Origin of the sequence: Sporosarcina koreensis (assembly GCF_000826145.2) — a bacterium.
Classification (GTDB): domain Bacteria; phylum Bacillota; class Bacilli; order Bacillales_A; family Planococcaceae; genus Sporosarcina; species Sporosarcina trichiuri.
The window spans coordinates 738,091-757,522 of the sequence record NZ_LN651337.1 but is presented as its reverse complement, the minus strand read 5'-3'; the positions used below and the strand labels follow the sequence as shown (position 1 = coordinate 757,522).

Below are 19,432 nucleotides of genomic sequence, written 5' to 3'. Positions count from 1 at the left end.
TGCCGAACGGGCCGGCAGAGGAGGAAACTGTACAGATGGGAACACAGAAACCGCTAGTCATCGGCATCGCAGGCGGCTCAGGGTCTGGGAAAACAAGTGTTACGAAAAAGATCCACAACGTCTTCAAGGAGCATTCCGTCGTCGTGATCGAACAGGATTTCTATTACAAGGACCAGTCGCACCTCCGATTTGAGGAGCGGCTTGCAACAAACTATGATCACCCGCTCGCATTCGATACGGATCTGCTGATAGAGGATATCGAAAAACTTCTCGTCCGGCAGCCGATCGAGAAACCGGTCTATGATTACGAGCTCCATACACGCGCAGCGGAGACGATCGCAATCGCCCCGAAAGATGTCATCATCTTGGAAGGTATCCTCATTTTGGAGGATCAGCGGCTCCGAAATCTCATGGACATCAAACTGTTCGTCGATACGGATGCGGATCTGAGGATCATCCGGCGGATCCTGCGGGATATCAACGAACGCGGACGGACAATCGAATCTGTCATCGATCAGTACATGAATGTCGTGCGGCCGATGCATAACCAGTTCATCGAACCGACGAAGCGTTATGCTGATATAATCATCCCGGAAGGCGGCCATAACGAAGTCGCAATTGACCTCATGGTAACGAAAATAAAAACAATTCTTGATTCTGGCAATGATTTGTAATATGATGTTGTCAGATATTCATATAATAGACGCTATGTCGCATACCTTTTCCTAGGTGCGACATATTATTTTGATGATTTTGCAAATTGAGGAGTGAGATAAATGGTTTCTGAAAAAAAATATCCGATGACAGTTGCGGGGAAACAGAAATTACAAGAAGAACTTGAGCTGCTGAAGACGGTCAAGCGTAAGGAAGTCGTCGAACGCATCAAGATTGCAAGAAGCTACGGGGACCTCTCTGAGAACTCGGAGTATGATTCCGCGAAAGAGGACCAGGCGTTCATCGAAGGGAAGATCTCGTCTCTTGAGTCGATGATCCGGAATGCGGTCATCATCTCGGAGGACACGGTGACAGACGAAGTGCAGCTGGGCAGCACAGTGACCTTCAAGGAAATACCTGAAGGCGATACTGAAACGTATACGATCGTAGGATCTGCTGAGGCGGATCCGCTGGAAGGGCTCATCTCCAATGACTCACCGATCGCAAAAGGACTTCTTGGCCATAAAAAGGGCGACCAAGTGAAAATCACGACACCGGGCGGCGAAATGCAAGTTGAAATAACAGAAGTGAAGTAATATAGAGATGCCGCCTTCTCACCAAGGCGGCTTTTTACGTGAAACATCGGATGCCGCCGGACGTCCAATCGGATAGGCGGACAGGAATGGAGTTGAAGACAGATGAGTGAGCAGAAGCCGGAATTCTCGAGAGTGCGCCGCAAGCGGCAGAACAGCAAAGCGAATAAAATGCTCAATTGGATGATTGCGATTGTTGTCCTGCTAATCGTTCTGGTCGGTGTCAAGATCATCACAGGCGGAAATGCACCTGATGACAATCAGGCCGCCGTCACAGATGATTCTCCTGAAGAGAACACCGTGCTGGACGATCAGGATGGGCTGGCTGAATCGGATTCAGGCGAGACTGATGACGGCGATGAGGAAACTGCGGACAATCAGGAAGAAGGGTCCGACACGGCAGAAGGCACAGTGAAGGATGAGTCCGAAGATGGTGAACAGGACGCAGAAAGCTCAAAGGACGAGAAACACGAAGGAACGGTTACATACAGCGCAAGTGAAGATGCGGTAGTCGATGAGACGATGACCAATACATCATGGGAGCCGATCGGCACATCACAGACCGGAAACCATGTATCCCGGTATGACGGCAGTTCTGCCGACTGGAAGGAAAAACAGAAGGCGCTTGCGTATGCAACCGGGGTCCCGGAAAGCGATCTGATCTTCTGGAAGATCAAAAACGGCGGCAGCCCGCAAAAGTCGATCGGCATCGTCTCGACAAAAGACAAGTCGAAGAAATACAGAGTCTATCTGGAGTGGGTGGACGGAGAAGGATGGAAGCCGACGCAGATGGACATCTTGAATACGTTGGATTTCAATTATTAAAGAGCCGGACAGGACGGAGGACATAACTATGAAGATAGGGATCATCGGCGCGATGGAGGAAGAGGTCGCGATATTGAAAGACCGGATGGGGCAGCCCGCAGAAACAGTGATTGCAGGCTGCAGATTTTATGAAGGAGATATTGCCGGCTGCAAAACAGTCCTGGTACAGAGCGGGATCGGAAAAGTGAATGCTGCAGTGGCGGCAACGCTTCTCATCCAGCTGTTCAAGCCGGATGCTGTGCTGAACACCGGTTCGGCAGGCGGTATCGGTGAGAACCTGGAAGTCGGCACAGTTGTGCTTTCGAGTGATGTCACGCACCATGATGCCGATGTGACAGCGTTCGGGTACGCACGGGGTCAAATACCGGGCGGACCGGTCACATACAAAGCCGACGAGCGGCTCCTGGCAATTGCAACAGAAGCGGTCGGAACGGTCGGCAAGCATCCGTCCGCAACAGGTCTGATCGCCTCAGGTGACGTATTCATGAGCGACCCGGCACGCGTGTTCAAAGTGAAGGAGCAGTTCCCTGAACTGATTGCAACAGAGATGGAAGCGGCCGCAGTGGCGCAAGTCTGCCATGAGTTCGGTGTCCCGTTCGTCGTCATCAGGGCGCTGTCCGATATCGCCGGCAGGGAATCATCCGTATCGTTCGATGAATTCCTGCCTGCAGCGGCACTGCATTCATCTGAAGTTGTGGAAGAAGTCCTCTCGAAACTTTCCTGATTTCGTGGTAGACTGGTATCAGAGAGAACACAATTATTCCTTAGCGCAAGGAGGAAACCTGAATGCTGTATCTGATGTTAGGAGTTTTTGTCGTCATGTCCGCGATTGCCGGCGTGATCATGTGGGAAGTCAAAGCCAACTGAGCCAATCAGTGAAGACGTCTCCAGCGAGGGTACGACCGCTGGAGACGTCTTTTTCTCATGCTGGCTGTTCAGTCGGCGGGCTGTTCCCGTTTGAACAGCTGATACAGCTTCACGATTGCCCGTTTTTCAATCCGCGAAACGTAACTTCTTGAAATGTTCAGCTGCTCTGCAATCTCCTTCTGTGTCATCGGTGTGTCATCACGGAGGCCGAATCGTTTCTCAATGATCTCCATTTCACGGGCATCCAATTTGTCCAGGTGGCGGTAGAGCCGCTCTTTCTGCTCGTTGAACTCTGCATGCTCGAAAGGCGTCTCCTCGTCAGTCTCCAGCAGATCGCCGATCTCAAGTGACTGCCCCTCGCTGTCGGTACCGATCGGCTCATGCAGGGAGATATCCTTCTGCGTTTTTTTCTGCGTCCGGAGGAACATCAGGATTTCGTTCTCGATACAGCGTGCAGCGTACGTGGCAAGCTTCGTCTTCCGGTCCGGTGTGTAACTGGAAATAGCTTTCATGAGACCGATCGTGCCGATTGAAATATAATCATCCAGCTGCTCATGCTTCGGATGGAATTTCTTGACGATATGTGCGACCAGCCGCATGTTATGCTCGATCAGTTCGTCACGGGCGTCCTCATCCCCCTCGGAGAGCCGCCGAAGGCAGTCCGCTTCCTGCTCCTTGGAAAGGGGACGTTTAAAAGCCTGGCCGCGGATGTATCCGAGCATCGCGGGGATCTCCAGCCAAAATTGGACAAACGCCATCACCAAGCCGCTCAAATGATCCACCTCCTGTGTCGTTGTCTGACATCCTATGCACCGGAAACTTGGCGTATCACCGGCCATTTTGACGGACGAGCAGTTTTCGGATCCAGCGGCTGGTGCCGGCCGGTCTTAGAAGGTTCATGCAAGGTTATGATATAATGAGTGCGAAACTGCACAGTAACGGAGTGGATATGATGTACAACTATTTCCTGCCTGACGAATACATTAAAGACGTTTATCAGCTGTCGGCTGAGGCGCTTAAAGAAAAAGGTATCAAAGGGATCATCACGGATCTGGACAACACACTGGTTGCGTGGGACCGTGCTGACGCAACCCCTGAAATCGCTACGTGGATAAAGGACATGCAGGAAGCCGGTCTCCAGGTCACCATCCTGTCCAATAACAACGAACTCCGTGTTAAGTCATTTTGTGATCCGATCGGGACGCCGTTCATCTTTTCCGCCAGAAAACCGATGAAGAAGGCGTTCAGGAAGGCGATCAATCAGATGGGCCTGAAAAAGGAGGAAGTCGTCATGATCGGTGACCAGCTGATGACGGATGTCCTCGGCGGCAACCGGTTCGGACTCCATACGATCCTTGTCGTGCCTGTCGCAGGCTCGGATGCCAAGATGACAAAATTCAACCGGCAGATCGAAAGACGCATCATGAACAAGCTCAAGCAAAAAGGGCTCATATCTTGGGAGGAATGAATTTGGAACTTACGTGTATTGGCTGCGGTATTGCAATCCAGACCGAGCAGCCCGGCAAAGAAGGTTATGCACCGCCAGCATCCCTGGAGAAAGAAGAAGTCATCTGCCAGCGCTGTTTCCGGCTGCGGAATTATAACGAGCTGCAGCCTGTGTCATTATCAGGGGATGACTTCCTGGCAATTCTGAACGGTATCGGCGACAGGAGCGGTCTCGTCGTCCTGGTTGTCGACATCTTCGACTTTAATGGAAGCTGGATCCACGGCCTGCAGCGATTCGTCGGGAAGAAGGATATCCTGCTGATCGGCAACAAAGCCGATGTGCTGCCGAAGTCCGTCAAACGGACGAAGCTGATCAATTGGATGAAGGAAGCGGCCGCGAAACTCGGACTGAAGCCCGCCGATGTCCTGCTGGTGTCCGCGGCGAAAGGCCAGGGCGTTCCAGAGGCGCTGGAGCGCATCGAGGAACTGCGGCGCGGCAAAGATGTCTATGTCGTCGGCTGCACAAATGTCGGCAAGTCGACATTCATCAACCGGATCATCAAAAATGCAACAGGCACAGGCGAAGTGATCACCACTTCCCACTTCCCGGGGACTACACTCGATCTTGTGGAAATCCCGCTTGATGACGGAAAGGCGATCTATGACACACCAGGTATTATCAACGACCATCAGATGGCCCATTACCTGGACCCGAGCGAATTGAAGGCGATCACGCCGAAAAAGGAACTGAAGCCGACAGTGTTCCAGCTGAATGCCGAACAGACGCTGTTCATCGGAGGTCTTGCGAGGTTCGATTTCCTGCAGGGCGGACGCTCTTCCTTCAACATCTACGCGGCGAATGGCCTGAACGTTCACCGGACAAAACTCGAAAATGCTGATGAACTGTACGCATCGCATCTTGGAGAGCTTCTCTCTCCCCCGGGACCACAGTCGCTTGAACGCTTTCCCGAACTCGTACGGCATGAATTCTCCATCAAGAAACCGAAGACCGATCTGGTCATTTCGGGTCTCGGCTGGATCACAGTTCAGCATGCGGACGTCGTGGTGGCTGTTCACGCGCCTCGCGGTGTCGATGTTGTCGTGCGCAATTCGCTGATCTGACAAGGAGGGATCTTGATGAAGAAATGGTTCGCAGTTATCGGAGATCCTGTTGCGCAGTCGCTTTCGCCATTCATGCATGAGGAATGGTTCCGGGAAAACGGCATCGATGCCGCCTACATCCCGATTGCGGTTCCGCGCGGACAGATCGCTGAAGGGATCCGGAGCCTCCAGTTTCTCGGCTGCAGCGGCTGGAATGTAACCGTACCCCATAAAAGCAGCGTTCTGCCGACTCTCGGGCATATCGACAGCCTCGCAGAGCAGATGGGCGCCGTCAATACCGTCTCGGTCGGTCCGGATGGCGAACTTGCCGGCTTCAACACAGATGGTGAAGGATTTGTGCGGGCGCTTGAAGAAACATTCGGCAGCGATCGTAAAACCGATGAAATCCTGCTGATCGGCGCGGGCGGCGCCGCCCGGGGCATTGCGCTGGCGCTTGAACAAAATGGCTATGGACCGATCACCGTTGCGAACCGGACTGTTGAACGGGCGGCCGGCGTAAGCGGGTTGCTGAAACAGGCATCGCCAGTCTCCCTCGAAGACATCTCCGGGAAGCTCGGCCGCTTCGGCATCATCATCCAGACAACAACAGTCGGCATGTCGTTCGCGGAAGAGGGAACACCCCTCGCTCTCGAAGGACTGCAGCCCCGCACAGCAGTCATCGATATTATCTACAATCCGCTGGAAACGGAGTTTCTCGCGGAGGCCGCAAAGCGCGGTGCTGTTACAGCGAACGGAATCGGTATGTTCGTCCATCAAGGCGCACTTGCGTTCGAGAAATGGACGGGCATAAAACCGGATACAGCCAGCATGATCCGGCGACTAACTCAATTATTGGAGGAAGACCATGTTAACAAGTAAACAGAAAAGCTTTCTGCGCAGCGAAGCACATCATTTACAGCCGATTTTCCAGATCGGGAAAAGCGGCTTGACCGATCCAATCATCAAGCAGATCGAAGAGGCGCTGGAGGCGAGGGAACTCATCAAAGTATCCGTCCTCCAGAACTGCGAACAGGACAAAGATGAGGTTGCAGAAATCCTCAGTGAGCAGGAAGGAATCGACGTCGTCCAGGTGATCGGCAAGACAATCGTGCTCTATAAGGAATCGAAAGAGAAAAAGAAGATCGTTCTTCCATGAAGGACACCGTTAGGAAGAAAGTCGGAATTCTTGGCGGGACATTCAATCCGCCGCATATCGGCCATCTCATTATGGCGGACGGGATCTGCGATGCACTCTCCCTCGACGAAGTGCGGCTGATGCCGACTGCAATCCCTCCCCATAAAGTCATGACAGACACGGCGACGCCCGAACAGCGTCTCGCGATGTGCGAGCTTGCCGTGCAGGGGAATGCGAAGCTTGCCGTATGTGATGCAGAAGTGCGCGCAGGCGGCGTCTCCTATACAGTCGATACGATGGAGCGGCTCACAGCGGCTGAACCCGACGTGGATTTCTGCTTCATCATCGGCGGAGATATGATCGATTCCCTTCATACATGGCACGAAATTGACCGGTTGCTCGGACTTGTCCGGTTTGTCGGTGTCCGGCGTCCCGGTACCAGCAGCCAGACCCGCTATCCTGTCGACCTCGTCGAAACGCCGCTCGTCGAGGTCTCCTCGACAATGCTGCGCATGAAGTACAGAATCGGGAGGTCGACAGCCTATCTTGTCCCGCGGAAGGTCGATGAGTATATCCGGAAGGAGGGTCTATATGGAGCCCGCACAGCTGATTGAGGAATTGAAGAGCAGGTTGTCCATACAGCGTTTCCAGCACGTCCTCCGTGTTACGGAAACGGCAAAAGCGCTGGCCATGCTGAATGGAGTACCTGTGGAAAAAGCGGAGGCGGCAGCGCTCTTCCATGATATTGCAAAAAACATGGATGCAGAGTCGCTGCAGGACCTGCTTGTCTCGCACGGAGCCGGCGGGGAAGTGCTCGGTTATAATAAAGAACTGTGGCATGCCCCTGCTGGAGCGATCATTGCCGAAGAGCAGTTCGGCATCGCGGACAGTGACATCCTGAATGCCATCCGGTTCCACACGACAGGAAGACCTGACATGTCACCGCTCGAGATGGTCATCTACGTAGCGGATATGACAGAGCCTGCAAGGGATTTCCCAGGTGCGGACGGACTTCGCCTGAAGGCGGAAGGGCCGGTCCGTGACGCCATGAAGGAATGCATCATCCATTCCGTGGAGCACCTCATCAGCAAGCGTGTGCCCGTGCATCCCGACTCCATCAGGTGCTATAATTACTTTGTAAAATGAAAGGAAAGTGACAGAATGCCAACACTACTTGAAACAACTTTCAAAGCTGCGGATGATAAACGGGCTGAAGATATTGTCGTATTGAATATGGAAGGTGTCTCCCTTGTGGCTGATTTCTTCGTCATCTGCCACGCGAATTCCGAGCGCCAAGTACAGGCGATCGCCCGCGAGATTGCGGACAAAGCATCCGAAGGCGGTCATGATGTTAAACGGATCGAGGGCATGGATGCCGGCAGATGGGTTCTCGTCGACCTGGGTGACGTTATTGCGCATGTCTTCCATAAGGATGAGCGCGGATTCTATAACCTTGAAAAACTATGGGGAGATGCCCCGTCGATCGAAGTGGCAGAAGACTCTGCCCGATGATGTATGCACGATTTGCATCCGTCTACGATGAACTGATGTCAGACATCCCTTATGGAGCGTACATCAGTCTTCTGGAAACGGCAGTGGGCCCTATTGGTAACAAGAAAATCCTGGATGTCGCTTGCGGCACTGGGATTCTCTCCGTCCTGCTGGCAGAACGCGGAGCGGATGTAACCGGGATCGACCTGTCCGAAGAAATGCTCGATATTGCCAGGAGACGGTTGGAAGACAGGCGGCTTTCAGCAGTCTTCCTCCATCAGGCGATGCAGGATCTGGATGCCGGTACGGATTTCGACGCGGCGATCATTCCGATCGATTCACTGAACTACCTGGAAAGCGAGCACGATGTCAGCAGGACGTTCCAGGGGATCCACAAAGCCTTGAAACCCGGCGGGACCCTGCTGTTCGATGTCCACTCGACCTTCAAGACGGACATCCTGTTCCCGGAGGGCCCCTTCACGTATGACAGTCCCGGGATTTCATACATATGGGAAACCGAGCCCGGCGCGGAAATGCACTCCGTCCATTCGGAACTTGCATTTTTCGTCAAGGGAGATGACGGACGATACGATCGTTTCGACGAAGTCCATTATCAGAGGACATTTCCAATCATGACGTACGCGGAGCTGCTTGAAAAAGCAGGCTTCTCAATCGAACGCATCTTTGCGGATTGGGAAGAGGAAGCGCCGGAAGAGGAAAGTGAAAGAGTCTTTTTCCAAGTGAGAAAATAGCGGTTCCTCTTCATAGGGAAATGAGGTATAGTGGAGGGGGCTCGTCAAGGCGAGCCAAGCTATACAGAAAGGGATGACGCCTCTGTTTTCTGAATTGCTTTTCGGAAAATGGCGGAAAGTCACCACTCCTCTCGCGATAGCAGCGGTGATTTCGGCAATCCTGTTCTTTCCCCGAGGACAGGCGGATACCGGGCTGCTCCCTCAAAATGATAATTTCAACACACCCCAGGCTGCCCTGCCTGAAGACGGCAGACCGGAAGATCCCGCCGAAACAGCGGAGGATGCAGAACCCCTTGTCCCTCCGCCTGTGATGGTGGATGTCAAGGGTGCTGTCCTGCACCCGAATGTCTATACCTTCGAAGAAGGCCAGCGGGTCATCGATGCCATCACAGCAGCAGGCGGCTATGCAGAGTCTGCGGACAGCCGGCTGCTCAATCATGCACAGCTGCTGGCCGACCAGATGGTGATCTATGTTCCGGCAGAAGGTGAAGAGATGCCGGTGTTTGAATCTGCAGGCATATCGGAAACGGACCAGGGCAGCGGGTCTTCTGCACTCATCAACATCAACACGGCGGACGAAACCGAGCTGATGACGCTGAACGGCATCGGTCCTGCCAAAGCGTCCGCCATCATCGCCTACAGGACCGACAACGGAACTTTCCAGACTGCGGAAGACCTGATGAAAGTTTCAGGAATCGGGCAGAAGACGTTCGATGCACTGGCGGATGCCATCACGGTGAAGTAGACCATTCCAATAGAGAAGGGAGATGGAAGCATGGACCGAATCACCTGGGAACAGTTTTTCATGGCGCAGTGCAGTCTGCTTGCCGTCCGGAGCACCTGCACGAGACTCGCAGTCGGCGCAGTCATCGTACGTGACAACCGGATCATCGCAGGCGGTTATAACGGATCTGTGTCCGGCGGAGATCATTGCATCGACCAAGGCTGCTACGTTGTCGATAATCATTGCATCCGAACAATCCATGCAGAGATGAATGCCCTACTGCAATGCGGGAAGTTCGGGATCCCGGCGGCGGGCTCCACGCTGTATGTGACACATTTCCCGTGTCTGCAATGCTCCAAAGCCATCATCCAGGCCGGTATTTCAAAAGTGTTCTTTGGCCAGGATTACCGGAACAATGAGTATGCGATCGAACTGTTCCGCCACGCAGGGATCGATGTGCATCGGATACCATTCGACGCAGGAAGTCTGGATTTTGAAAGAGCACCGAAACAGGAGCTGTTCGAAGAAATGCTCATGACAATGGAGCAGGCGGGCATCCCGGAAAACGACCTGAGACGTTTCACTGAGAAAGCCCAATCGTTATTTGGCGGCTGATCCGTCCTTCCCGTTATATCTATTACACGATTTCAGCTGCCGTATCAGTGTTTGCTGCGTACGGCTCAGCTGAACTGCTGTGGCTGCAGCTTCCCCTCATCCCCCTTCTCATGAAACACAGAAAAGATTTTCCAGCGGTCCTGCTGTTCGGGTTTTTTGTGTTTCTATCCTTCACTTTTTTCCACAACCATTCATCAGTAAGCAGTGCTTCCAGCAATTCCGGCGCGGCGGAAACCGGAAGGGAGATCATGCGCTTCAAAGAACAAGTGAAAATCGACGGCGCAAGACTGAAAGGTTTCGCTGAAACAACGGATGGCATCGTCTATTATGTGCTGTATACGATTTCGGATGAACAGGAAAAACAGATACTCCAAAACTATGTCTTGGCCGGAAGGGCCATCACGGTGACCGGTTCAGCGGAACCGCCTGAGGCTCCGGCACATCAGTATGCTTTCGACATGGCATCCTATTTGCGCATGAATGGCGCCGCCCTGCTGTACAAGGCGGACAGCCTTAAGATCGCAGGGCAACGGGATACACGCCGACTGGCACGGCTGCATGCGCAGCGGCAGAAACTGAAACAGCATATCCGGAAGGTTTTTCCTGAATCGCTCAGGACGGAGGCGGAGGCTCTCCTGATCGGCGACCGGAGCAGCATGGACGAGGAAGTATCGGCACAGTACCGGACGCTCGGCATCACTCACCTGTTTGCGATATCCGGTCTTCATGTCGGACTCCTCACGATCCTTTTCCGGACAGCGGCAAAGCGCCTGCTTATCCGTATTGAAACAGTCGACTCACTGCTGCTCGTACTGCTGCCCTGCTATGCACTTTTGGCAGGAGGCGCGCCGTCCGTGTGGCGTGCCGTGACAGTGACGATGCTCATACTGCTGACGCTGACAGGGAAGATCCGCCTGCCGATGGATGATGCGCTTGCGCTCAGTGCGCTCGGTTTCCTCCTGCTGAAACCGTATATCCTCTTCCAGCCGGGTTTCCAGCTGTCCTATGGGGCAGCCTTTTCACTGATCTATTCCGCCCGGTTCCTCAAAAGCCGCACATCCGCCCTCGGTTTATCCGCAAGTGTCACAGCGATCACGCAGACGGCTCTTGCCCCGATCCTGCTGTACCATTTCTATGAGCTGTCGCTGTCATCATTTGTGGTCAACTTGGTGTATGTACCGCTTTACTCTGTCATCATCCTGCCCGCAAATATCGTCCTGCTTGCCGTTTCACTTGTATCCGGTACAGCAGCGCTCCCTCTGTTTGCGCTCTATGAACCGCTCAGGTCCCTGCTCACCGTCTGCACTGCCTGGCTGGCAGATCTGCCATACCAGATGTGGACGGCCGGACAGCCGTCAGGCGGGTGGATCGGCCTGATGGTGCTGGCTGTCATGCTGGGGTTCGTCAAAATTGAAAGGACCGGACGCATATCCAGCGGGATAGTGATCCTGGCTGCACCCATGCTGCTGTTCCATCTGAAACCATACCTCGATCCTGCACTGCATGTCACGTACCTGGATGTCGGGCAGGGGGACAGCATCGTCATCGAGCTGCCGCACCGCAAAGCGGTGTATGTCATCGATACGGGAGGGAATGTTCCGTACGGTGACCCCGATTGGCGGACTCCCGAGAAGCCGTTCCAGATCGGCAGCCAGCTTGTCGTCCCGTTCCTGAAAGGCAGAGGGATCAGCCGGATCGATACGCTGGTCATCACACATGCGCATCTGGATCATATGGAGGCGGCGGATGAAGTGCTGCGGGACATAAGAACAGCGGCAGTCCATGCGCCTGCCGGCAGTCTCCAGGAAGAGCAGATGATCCCGGTTGCTGCTGAAGCGGAACGCCGCCGGACGGAGCTGCTCAGCAGGCAGTCCGGAGATGCCTGGCACGCCGGAGACATCCGGTTCACCTACTTGTCGCCGTTCGATGATCAGTACACGCATAATGACAGTTCCCTTGTATTGCTGATGGAAACGGGAACGCATAGATTCTTGTTCACCGGAGACCTGGAGACTGATGGGGAACATAGGATCATCCGCAGCTATGGCCATATGGACTGGAGGGGTGTCGTCCTGAAGGCGGGGCACCACGGGAGTGATACATCGACAACCGCGGAGTTCCTGGAATTCCTCCAGCCGCGGCTCGCAGTCATTTCAGCCGGCCGGAACAACCGGTACGGCCATCCGCATCCGAATGTGACCGCTCGGCTGGACGAGCAGCAGATTCCATACTTCGTAACGGCCGACCATGGGACTGTCGGCATATCGGTCCGGGACGGGCAGCTCGATATCCGATTGACCAGGAAAAAAAAGGAAGACCCCGGCTGACGGGGTCTTCCTTTTCATACTGCTATTGTCTGATCAGCGCGCAGCGACTTCGACAATCGTAGCAATTACCCAAATTAAAGAGAAACCTACGAAAGATACGATGAAGCCGACACCTGAGTCAAGAAGATCATTACGTTTGGACTGAACGTCCTTTTCGAATTCGTTCATTGCTACACCTCCTGATTCAACTTCAAGTATAGAGCAACCGTCCGCAAAAATCCACAGGAAAACGGATATATGACAATCGTGTTCCGATTTGTCACAATTTCTTCATCAGCAGCGGAGTTGAGGTATAATGGATGACAGAGTGAGGTGAGGTTCCATGGTAACAGCGGCATGGAAAGAAATCGAGAAGAATGCCGGACAGGCAGTCTATCTGCTGACGGGCAGCGAGCACTATCTGCTGCAGCAGACGGTGGACAAAATCATCAGCGGACTGGAAGGGATCACGGAGGAGGATGTCACCTATATCGATTTGGAAGAGCAGTCTGCCGGCCTCGTCATCGAGGAGGCGGATACGCTGCCATTTTTCGGCGACCGTAAAGTGATCGTCGCGAAAAATGCGTCATTCCTGAAGGCCAAAGACAAAGGGAAAGAGAAGATCGATCATCCGCTGGACAGGCTGGCGTTATGGCTGGAACATCCGTCGCCTACAGCGACCGTCATCTTCACTGCGCCTTACGAAAAGCTGGATTCCCGCAAAAAGATCACGAAGCTCATGCAGAAACACGCGGTGGTCGTGGAAGCGAATAAGTTATCGGGAAGTGATCTGACAGTGTGGGTGCAGCATCAGGCCGGTTCGCTGCATCGCAGCATCGACCGGCAGACGGCTGATTATCTGATCGGAACGGCAGGGGAAAATATGATGCAGCTGTCGAAGGAACTTGAAAAAATCGCTTCCTATCTGGATGAAGGAAAAGAAATCACGGAAGAGGTCATCGATCTTCTTGTTCCCCGGTCGTCGGAAACGGAAATTTTCCGTCTGACGGATGCTTACATTTCAGGCAGCCGTCCGAAGACGTTGGCGGTCTACCATGATCTGCTGCGGAATGGGGAAGAACCGATCGCGATGACGTCGCTGATCGCGGGACAGGTACGTCTCATGCTCCACGTCGGCACGCTCAAGAAAAAAGGGTATCATCAGCAGCAGATTGCAAGTATGCTCAATGTGCACCCCTACAGGGTCAAGCTGGTCATGACGAGCCGTTCGATGCCGCCGGAACACCGGCTGCTCCAAGTGCTCGACCGTCTGGCGGCTGTCGACCTCAAACTGAAAACGACGTCCGTCAGCCGCGAACGCGTATTGGAACTGTTCTTCATGGAACCGTTATAACGAAAAAAGCTGCCCGTCATTGACGGACAGCTTTTACCATTACAAAGCTTTTTTTGTAAGGCGTGCTTTTTGACGAGCAGCTGTGTTTTTATGGATAAGGCCTTTACCGGCAGCAGTGTCCAATTGTTTGATCGCAGCGCGCTTAAGTTCCTCAGCGTTGTCAGCGTTGCTGCTGATCGCAGCATCTGCTCTCCGAACTGCAGAGCGCATTGCAGCTTTTGTGCTTGAGTTCTGCTCATTCGCAGCGTTGCTTTGCTTTACGCGTTTGATGGCACCTTTAATGTTTGGCATTTCATTCACCTCCAAAAATCAGGTAAGAAGAGTGTTTCCATTATTTCTCGGATATCTCTTTATAACAAAAGTAATCTTATCAAATTGACGCCGTTTATGCAACAAGAAAAGTATAGGGCATATGTTTGAACAAAATGAGAGAGCATAAAAAAACTGTCCCGCGTCCAGAATGGACAATGAGGTGATGAATATGGAGAGCCATGACTTTTACCGTACGGATCTGGTTGTCGAAAGCGAAGAGATGGTGAGACATAGAACTGAAGATGAAAAAGAGACGCTGGATAACTCACGGGGCGTCGAGTTCCGAGAAGACAAAAAAGGCAGGATGCTTGTGACAACAGTGCGGATCGACAAGAAGGGCGAAGAGCGGATCGGGAAAAAGGAAGGGACCTATATCACCCTGACAGATCCGCTGCTGCATGCCGATGACAAGAGCGGACTGGCGAAGCTCACGAAAGAGATGGTGCGCCAGCTGAAGAGTCTGACAGAGCCGCTTGCATTGAAAGACGACAGCAAGCTGCTGTTCGTCGGTCTCGGAAATCGGGATGTGACACCTGACGCAGTCGGACCGCTGACGATGGAGCGCCTGCAGCCGATTGTACCGGATTACTACCAGGAAACCGGCGCGGAAATCTACCTGTACGCACCGGGTGTCACGATACAGACTGGGCTGGAGACAGCGGATTTCATCAAAGGGATTGCAGACGTTATCCGCCCGGATCTGCTGGTGGTTATCGATGCACTTGCCGCCCGTGACAGCGGCCGGCTTTGCCGGACCATCCAGATCACTGATACAGGCATCCATCCGGGTTCGGGTGTCGGCAACAGCCGGAAGGAAGTATCGCAGGAAACGCTCGGTGTGCCTGTAATTGCAATCGGTATCCCGACAGTCGTCGATGGGCCTGTACTCATCGCGGATGCGATCGATACATTATTCGGCTACATGGCAGCTAAAATAGAGGAAGAGAGCAAACCGTCCGCCAAGCTGTCCGTAGCTCCCTGGCTGCACAATGAGAATAAGGGTGCCGACCGGAAGACCCTGATTCCGATATTCGGTGACTGGGCATCATGGCCGCACGAGGAACGCGTCCAGCTGTTCGAAGAGGTTCTGTCGAATCACCAGCTGAAGACGTTTATCTCCCCGAAGGAGATCGACGGATGGGTGCAGCTGTATGCATCTGCACTCAGTTCGGCACTTGCTTCCTGGATCCATTCGTTCAAGAAAAGTTCTTGAATCGCCGTCTCCGGCATATAGTAGCCGGAGACGGGGGGATGACTCTTGAAAAAAACACTGTATATCTGGACTTTTGCCGTATTAGCACTTTTTCTGTTCCCGATCCTGCTCCAGCTGATTCCCGCCAAACAGCCGGGCAGCGCGCCTGCCGCATTGAAACAGAAAGCGTACATCGTCTATGCATCGAATGTACTTGAACCGCCGAAAGCTGCAGACCGGAAAAAGATCCTCCTCCACTTCACCCATTCGGAGGAAGCGTATGAACCGATCACCAAGGCTGCAGATGGGAAAGTGGCCGTTTCCCATAAAACAGAAAACATCACCAAGTTCGGTGAAACGCTCCGTCTTCAGCTGGATGCCATGGGTGCGGAAGCGGATATCCTGCCTGTCGACATCCAAAAAGAGATGGTCAAACAGAAAATCCCTTATCACCGATCATACAAAGCAATACGTCCGTATCTGGAAAAAGCACTGGCAGGCAAAGAATATGATTTTGTGTTCGACATCCATAGGGATTCTGTGCCCGCAGGGAAGACAACCGTGGAATACGAGGAGAACCGCTATGCAAAGATTGCAATGGTCGTCGGTCAGGAACATCCCCAGTATAAGAAGAATTACCGGGCAGCAAAGGATCTGGCCGCTCAGATGGAAGCGATCGTCCCCGGAATCACGCGCAACATCCTGCTGAAAGGCGGACCGGGGGTCGATGGGAAATACAATCAGGATCTTCATCCTGGCTTCATCCTGATCGAGCTGGGCGGCATCGGCAATACGGAAGACGAACTCAACAGGACGATCGCCGTGATCGCCGAGGCGGCAAACCTTCTGCAAACGGAGGAACAGGCAGATTGATAAGTAGTCCTGCGTGTGCAGGTAACGAACAAGACGGCTGGATATGCGGCCGTCTTTTTGGCGTGGGGCAGGCGGACTACTCACTTCCGGATGAAATGTCTAACACCGGTGCCGGGTTTCTGCTATAATTCATACTAGCCGAATTAGGAGTGAAAATTATGATGAATCATCAGCAGAAACTGGACAGACAGAAAAACATACGGAACTTCTCGATCATTGCGCATATCGACCACGGGAAATCCACTTTGGCCGACAGGCTGCTCGAACAGACAGGCACGATCACTGCACGGGAAATGAAAACCCAGACACTCGACTCCATGGATCTCGAGCGCGAACGGGGAATCACCATCAAACTGAATGCCGTGCAGCTGATGTACAAAGCGAAAAATGGCGAAGAGTATACATTCCACCTGATCGATACACCGGGGCATGTCGACTTCACATACGAAGTGTCACGAAGCCTTGCCGCGTGCGAAGGCGCCATACTGGTTGTGGATGCCGCGCAGGGAATTGAGGCACAGACGCTTGCGAACGTATATCTGGCACTTGATAACGACTTGGAAATCCTGCCAGTCATCAATAAAATCGACCTTCCGGCAGCCGATCCCGACCGCGTCAAGGATGAAATCGAGAACGTCATCGGCATCGATGCATCCGAAGCAGTTCATGCATCCGCAAAATCCGGGATCGGTATCGGAGAGATCCTGGAACAGATCGTCGAGAAGGTGCCTGCACCATCTGGCGATCCGGACGCACCGCTGAAAGCGCTGATTTTCGACTCCCACTATGATCAGTACAAAGGGGTCATCGTTAATATTCGTATAATGGAAGGTTCCATTAAGCCGGGAGACACAATCCGCATGATGGCAACAGGAAAAGAATTCGAAGTGGTGGACCTCGGTGTCTTCACTCCGAAAATCTCGCCGCGCGACGAATTGACCGTCGGCGATGTCGGGTATCTGTCAGCGGCCATCAAGACGGTCGGAGACACTCGAGTGGGGGATACGATCACCCTCGCGGACAACCCGGCTGAAAAACCTCTGGCAGGCTACCGGAAGATGAACCCGATGGTCTTCTGCGGGCTGTATCCGATCGATACATCCAAATATAACGACCTCCGGGAAGCGCTGGAGAAACTTGAATTGAACGACTCCGCCCTGGAGTATGAAGCGGAAACATCCCAGGCACTCGGCTTCGGATACCGGTGCGGATTCCTCGGCCTCCTCCATATGGAAATCATCCAGGAGCGGATCGAGCGGGAATTCAATATCGATCTCATCACGACGGCACCGAGCGTGATCTACAATGTCGTCTTGACGGACGGCAGCGAAGTGAAAGTGGACAACCCGTCCATGATGCCGAACGCCCAGAAGATCGAGTACGTCGAGGAGCCGTATGTCAAAGCATCCATCATGGTTCCGAATGACTATGTAGGGGCGGTCATGGAATTGTGTCAGAAAAAACGCGGGAATTTCCTGACGATGGATTATTTGGATGCCTCCCGTGTCAATATCGTATATGAACTGCCGCTTGCTGAAATCGTCTATGACTTTTTCGATCAGCTGAAGTCCAGTACGAAAGGATACGCATCACTCGATTACGAACTGATGGGATACAAGACGTCGAAGCTTGCCAAGATGGATATCCTCCTGAACGGAGAGACTGTGGATGCGCTCAGCTTCATCGTCCACAAGGACTTCTCTTACGAACGCGGGAAAGCGATTGTCGAAAAGTTGAAATCCCTGATTCCGCGCCAGCAGTTCGAAGTGCCGGTCCAAGCGGCAATCGGCCAGAAGATCATCGCGCGTTCGACGATCAAATCCATGGGGAAGAACGTCCTGGCGAAGTGCTACGGCGGCGACATCTCACGGAAACGGAAACTGCTCGAGAAACAAAAAGAAGGCAAAAAGAGAATGAAGCAAGTCGGCTCTGTCGAAGTGCCGCAGGAAGCCTTCATGGCTGTATTGCGGATGGACGAAGAATAAGTATGAACTGCGCAGACAGGGGGCTTCCATGCCCTCTGTTTGGCGTTTACAGGAGGAAACCCAGCAAATGAGAGGTATGTACATCCATATCCCGTTCTGTCACCAAATCTGCCACTATTGTGATTTCAATAAGGTCTTTGTCAAAAACCAGCCGGTCGATGCCTATCTAGAATCGATCCGGGGAGAACTATCCATACTGAAACAGGCAGGTGCCGACTTCAGCACAGTGGAAACCGTCTTTTTCGGCGGCGGTACGCCGACTGCCCTGACAGCCGGGCAGCTCGACACACTGCTGGAAATCGTCGGCTCATTCGTGGACACTGCCCGTCTGACGGAGTTCTCGACGGAAGCCAATCCGGACGAACTGACGACGGACAAGTTGCGCGTGCTTAAAAACGGAGGCATCAAGCGGCTCAGTCTTGGTGTCCAATCGTTCGATCCAGCACTGCTGAAACGGATCGGCCGCTCCCACAGTCCTGAACAGGCAGTGCAAGTCATCGCGGATGCACGTAAGAATGGATTCGATGACATCAGCATCGACCTCATCTACGCACTGCCGGATCAGACCCGCAAGCAATGGGAGACGACACTGGATCAGGCACTCGCTCTCGATCTCCCTCACTACTCCGGGTATTCGCTCATCATCGAACCGAAGACTGTCTTCTATAATCTCATGAACAAAGGGCGGCTGCCGCTTCCCGGGGAGGATGCGGAAACAGCGATGTTCGAGTCGTTGATCAGCAGGATGGAACAAGCGGGCCGCGGACAGTACGAAATCAGCAATTTTGCAATCCCCGGCCATGAGTCCGTCCATAATATGATCTATTGGGAGAACGATGAATATGCAGGCGTCGGTGCGGGTGCCCATGGTTACCTGGACGGTGTCCGGTATGCGAACCTCGGCCCGCTGAAAAAGTATATGGCGGCGGTGGACGAAGGACGGCTGCCTCGGCTGGAGGAGCATGAAGTGACCCAGCAGGAGAAAATGGAAGAGGAGATGTTCCTCGGTCTGCGGAAGCTCGACGGGGTCTCCGCCGGCAAGTTCGCCCTCAAATTCGGTATACCCTTGGAAGAGAAATACGGCAGCGTGGTGGATGATCTGGCCGCCAGGGGCCTTCTGGAACGCCGGGGAGACCGTGTCCGTCTGACAAAGGACGGAGTTTTCAAGGGCAATGAAGCATTCCAGCAATTCCTCTTGTAAAAGCGA

General features: G+C 53.4%; 23 protein-coding genes. 20 read left to right on the top strand and 3 right to left on the bottom strand.

Features of this window, described 5'->3' with window-relative positions; translation table 11 throughout:
- The first annotated feature begins 35 nt into the window (after positions 1 to 35).
- From udk to mtnN, 4 genes are all read left to right on the top strand, one after another.
- Positions 36 to 674, top strand: a complete 639-nt coding sequence (gene udk / locus BN1190_RS09500; protein WP_040286675.1) for a uridine kinase — start codon at positions 36 to 38, stop codon at positions 672 to 674.
- Between the two features lie 102 nt (positions 675 to 776).
- The gene (gene greA / locus BN1190_RS09495) at positions 777 to 1,250 is read left to right on the top strand and encodes a transcription elongation factor GreA (protein WP_040286674.1); all 474 of its coding nucleotides are present in this window, start codon (positions 777 to 779) and stop codon (positions 1,248 to 1,250) included.
- Positions 1,251 to 1,352: 102 nt separating this feature from the next.
- Positions 1,353 to 2,072 carry a YrrS family protein gene (locus tag BN1190_RS09490; protein ID WP_040286673.1) on the top strand — a complete coding sequence of 240 codons (720 nt, stop codon included), beginning with the start codon at positions 1,353 to 1,355 and terminating at the stop codon, positions 2,070 to 2,072.
- A gap of 28 nt (positions 2,073 to 2,100) precedes the next feature.
- Positions 2,101 to 2,796, top strand: a complete 696-nt coding sequence (mtnN, locus tag BN1190_RS09485; protein WP_040286672.1) for a 5'-methylthioadenosine/S-adenosylhomocysteine nucleosidase — start codon at positions 2,101 to 2,103, stop codon at positions 2,794 to 2,796.
- A 211-nt stretch (positions 2,797 to 3,007) separates the two neighbouring features.
- Here the strand turns inward: mtnN and sigK are convergent, their stop codons facing one another.
- Positions 3,008 to 3,712, bottom strand: coding sequence for an RNA polymerase sporulation sigma factor SigK (gene sigK / locus BN1190_RS09480; RefSeq protein WP_040286671.1), 705 nt, complete (start codon positions 3,710 to 3,712; stop codon positions 3,008 to 3,010).
- A gap of 176 nt (positions 3,713 to 3,888) precedes the next feature.
- On the opposite strand from sigK, the gene BN1190_RS09475 reads away from it, so the two are divergent.
- From BN1190_RS09475 to BN1190_RS09425, 11 genes are all read left to right on the top strand, one after another.
- On the top strand, positions 3,889 to 4,407 hold the full coding sequence (locus BN1190_RS09475; RefSeq protein ID WP_040287257.1) for a YqeG family HAD IIIA-type phosphatase: 519 nt from the start codon (positions 3,889 to 3,891) through the stop codon (positions 4,405 to 4,407).
- Positions 4,404 to 5,507, top strand: a complete 1,104-nt coding sequence (gene yqeH, locus BN1190_RS09470; protein ID WP_040286670.1) for a ribosome biogenesis GTPase YqeH — start codon at positions 4,404 to 4,406, stop codon at positions 5,505 to 5,507. Before BN1190_RS09475 ends, yqeH begins: the two co-directional genes overlap by 4 nt.
- A 15-nt stretch (positions 5,508 to 5,522) precedes the next feature.
- Positions 5,523 to 6,365 carry a shikimate dehydrogenase gene (gene aroE, locus BN1190_RS09465; RefSeq protein ID WP_040286669.1) on the top strand — a complete coding sequence of 281 codons (843 nt, stop codon included), beginning with the start codon at positions 5,523 to 5,525 and terminating at the stop codon, positions 6,363 to 6,365.
- On the top strand, positions 6,352 to 6,642 hold the full coding sequence (yhbY, locus tag BN1190_RS09460; RefSeq protein WP_040286668.1) for a ribosome assembly RNA-binding protein YhbY: 291 nt from the start codon (positions 6,352 to 6,354) through the stop codon (positions 6,640 to 6,642). The genes aroE and yhbY overlap by 14 nt, the downstream gene beginning before the upstream one ends.
- Positions 6,639 to 7,235, top strand: a complete 597-nt coding sequence (locus BN1190_RS09455; RefSeq protein ID WP_040286667.1) for a nicotinate-nucleotide adenylyltransferase — start codon at positions 6,639 to 6,641, stop codon at positions 7,233 to 7,235. Before yhbY ends, BN1190_RS09455 begins: the two co-directional genes overlap by 4 nt.
- Positions 7,213 to 7,767: a bis(5'-nucleosyl)-tetraphosphatase (symmetrical) YqeK gene (gene yqeK / locus BN1190_RS09450; protein ID WP_040286666.1), complete on the top strand. Its 555-nt coding sequence runs from the start codon at positions 7,213 to 7,215 to the stop codon at positions 7,765 to 7,767. The genes BN1190_RS09455 and yqeK overlap by 23 nt, the downstream gene beginning before the upstream one ends.
- A gap of 15 nt (positions 7,768 to 7,782) precedes the next feature.
- Entirely contained in the window at positions 7,783 to 8,133 is a 351-nt protein-coding gene (gene rsfS / locus BN1190_RS09445; RefSeq protein WP_040286665.1) for a ribosome silencing factor, read from the top strand.
- Entirely contained in the window at positions 8,130 to 8,864 is a 735-nt protein-coding gene (locus BN1190_RS09440; protein WP_040286664.1) for a class I SAM-dependent DNA methyltransferase, read from the top strand. The genes rsfS and BN1190_RS09440 overlap by 4 nt, the downstream gene beginning before the upstream one ends.
- A 145-nt stretch (positions 8,865 to 9,009) precedes the next feature.
- Positions 9,010 to 9,609, top strand: coding sequence for a helix-hairpin-helix domain-containing protein (locus BN1190_RS09435; RefSeq protein ID WP_179860772.1), 600 nt, complete (start codon positions 9,010 to 9,012; stop codon positions 9,607 to 9,609).
- Between the two features lie 30 nt (positions 9,610 to 9,639).
- On the top strand, positions 9,640 to 10,203 hold the full coding sequence (locus BN1190_RS09430; RefSeq protein WP_040286663.1) for a ComE operon protein 2: 564 nt from the start codon (positions 9,640 to 9,642) through the stop codon (positions 10,201 to 10,203).
- A 248-nt stretch (positions 10,204 to 10,451) separates the two neighbouring features.
- Positions 10,452 to 12,530 (top strand): DNA internalization-related competence protein ComEC/Rec2, encoded by a 2,079-nt coding sequence (locus tag BN1190_RS09425; protein ID WP_179860771.1) that lies wholly within the window; start codon positions 10,452 to 10,454, stop codon positions 12,528 to 12,530.
- 33 nt (positions 12,531 to 12,563) lie between these two features.
- Here the strand turns inward: BN1190_RS09425 and BN1190_RS09420 are convergent, their stop codons facing one another.
- Positions 12,564 to 12,698, bottom strand: coding sequence for a YqzM family protein (locus BN1190_RS09420; protein ID WP_025784809.1), 135 nt, complete (start codon positions 12,696 to 12,698; stop codon positions 12,564 to 12,566).
- Positions 12,699 to 12,852: 154 nt separating this feature from the next.
- On the opposite strand from BN1190_RS09420, the gene holA reads away from it, so the two are divergent.
- Positions 12,853 to 13,863, top strand: a complete 1,011-nt coding sequence (gene holA / locus BN1190_RS09415; protein WP_040286662.1) for a DNA polymerase III subunit delta — start codon at positions 12,853 to 12,855, stop codon at positions 13,861 to 13,863.
- A 39-nt stretch (positions 13,864 to 13,902) separates the two neighbouring features.
- Here the strand turns inward: holA and rpsT are convergent, their stop codons facing one another.
- Positions 13,903 to 14,154: a 30S ribosomal protein S20 gene (gene rpsT / locus BN1190_RS09410; RefSeq protein WP_040286661.1), complete on the bottom strand. Its 252-nt coding sequence runs from the start codon at positions 14,152 to 14,154 to the stop codon at positions 13,903 to 13,905.
- Between the two features lie 190 nt (positions 14,155 to 14,344).
- Between rpsT and gpr the strand changes: the two genes are divergently transcribed.
- The 4 genes from gpr (at position 14,345) to hemW (ending at position 19,426) form a co-directional block, all read left to right on the top strand.
- A complete protein-coding gene (gene gpr / locus BN1190_RS09405) occupies positions 14,345 to 15,388 on the top strand; it encodes a GPR endopeptidase (protein WP_040286660.1) in 1,044 nt (347 codons plus the stop codon).
- A 45-nt stretch (positions 15,389 to 15,433) separates the two neighbouring features.
- Entirely contained in the window at positions 15,434 to 16,240 is an 807-nt protein-coding gene (gene spoIIP, locus BN1190_RS09400) for a stage II sporulation protein P (protein ID WP_040286659.1), read from the top strand.
- 161 nt (positions 16,241 to 16,401) lie between these two features.
- Positions 16,402 to 18,225 (top strand): translation elongation factor 4, encoded by a 1,824-nt coding sequence (gene lepA, locus BN1190_RS09395; protein ID WP_040287254.1) that lies wholly within the window; start codon positions 16,402 to 16,404, stop codon positions 18,223 to 18,225.
- A gap of 67 nt (positions 18,226 to 18,292) precedes the next feature.
- Complete coding sequence (gene hemW / locus BN1190_RS09390; protein ID WP_040286658.1) at positions 18,293 to 19,426, top strand: radical SAM family heme chaperone HemW; 1,134 nt, start codon at positions 18,293 to 18,295, stop codon at positions 19,424 to 19,426.
- The last annotated feature ends 6 nt before the right edge of the window (positions 19,427 to 19,432 follow it).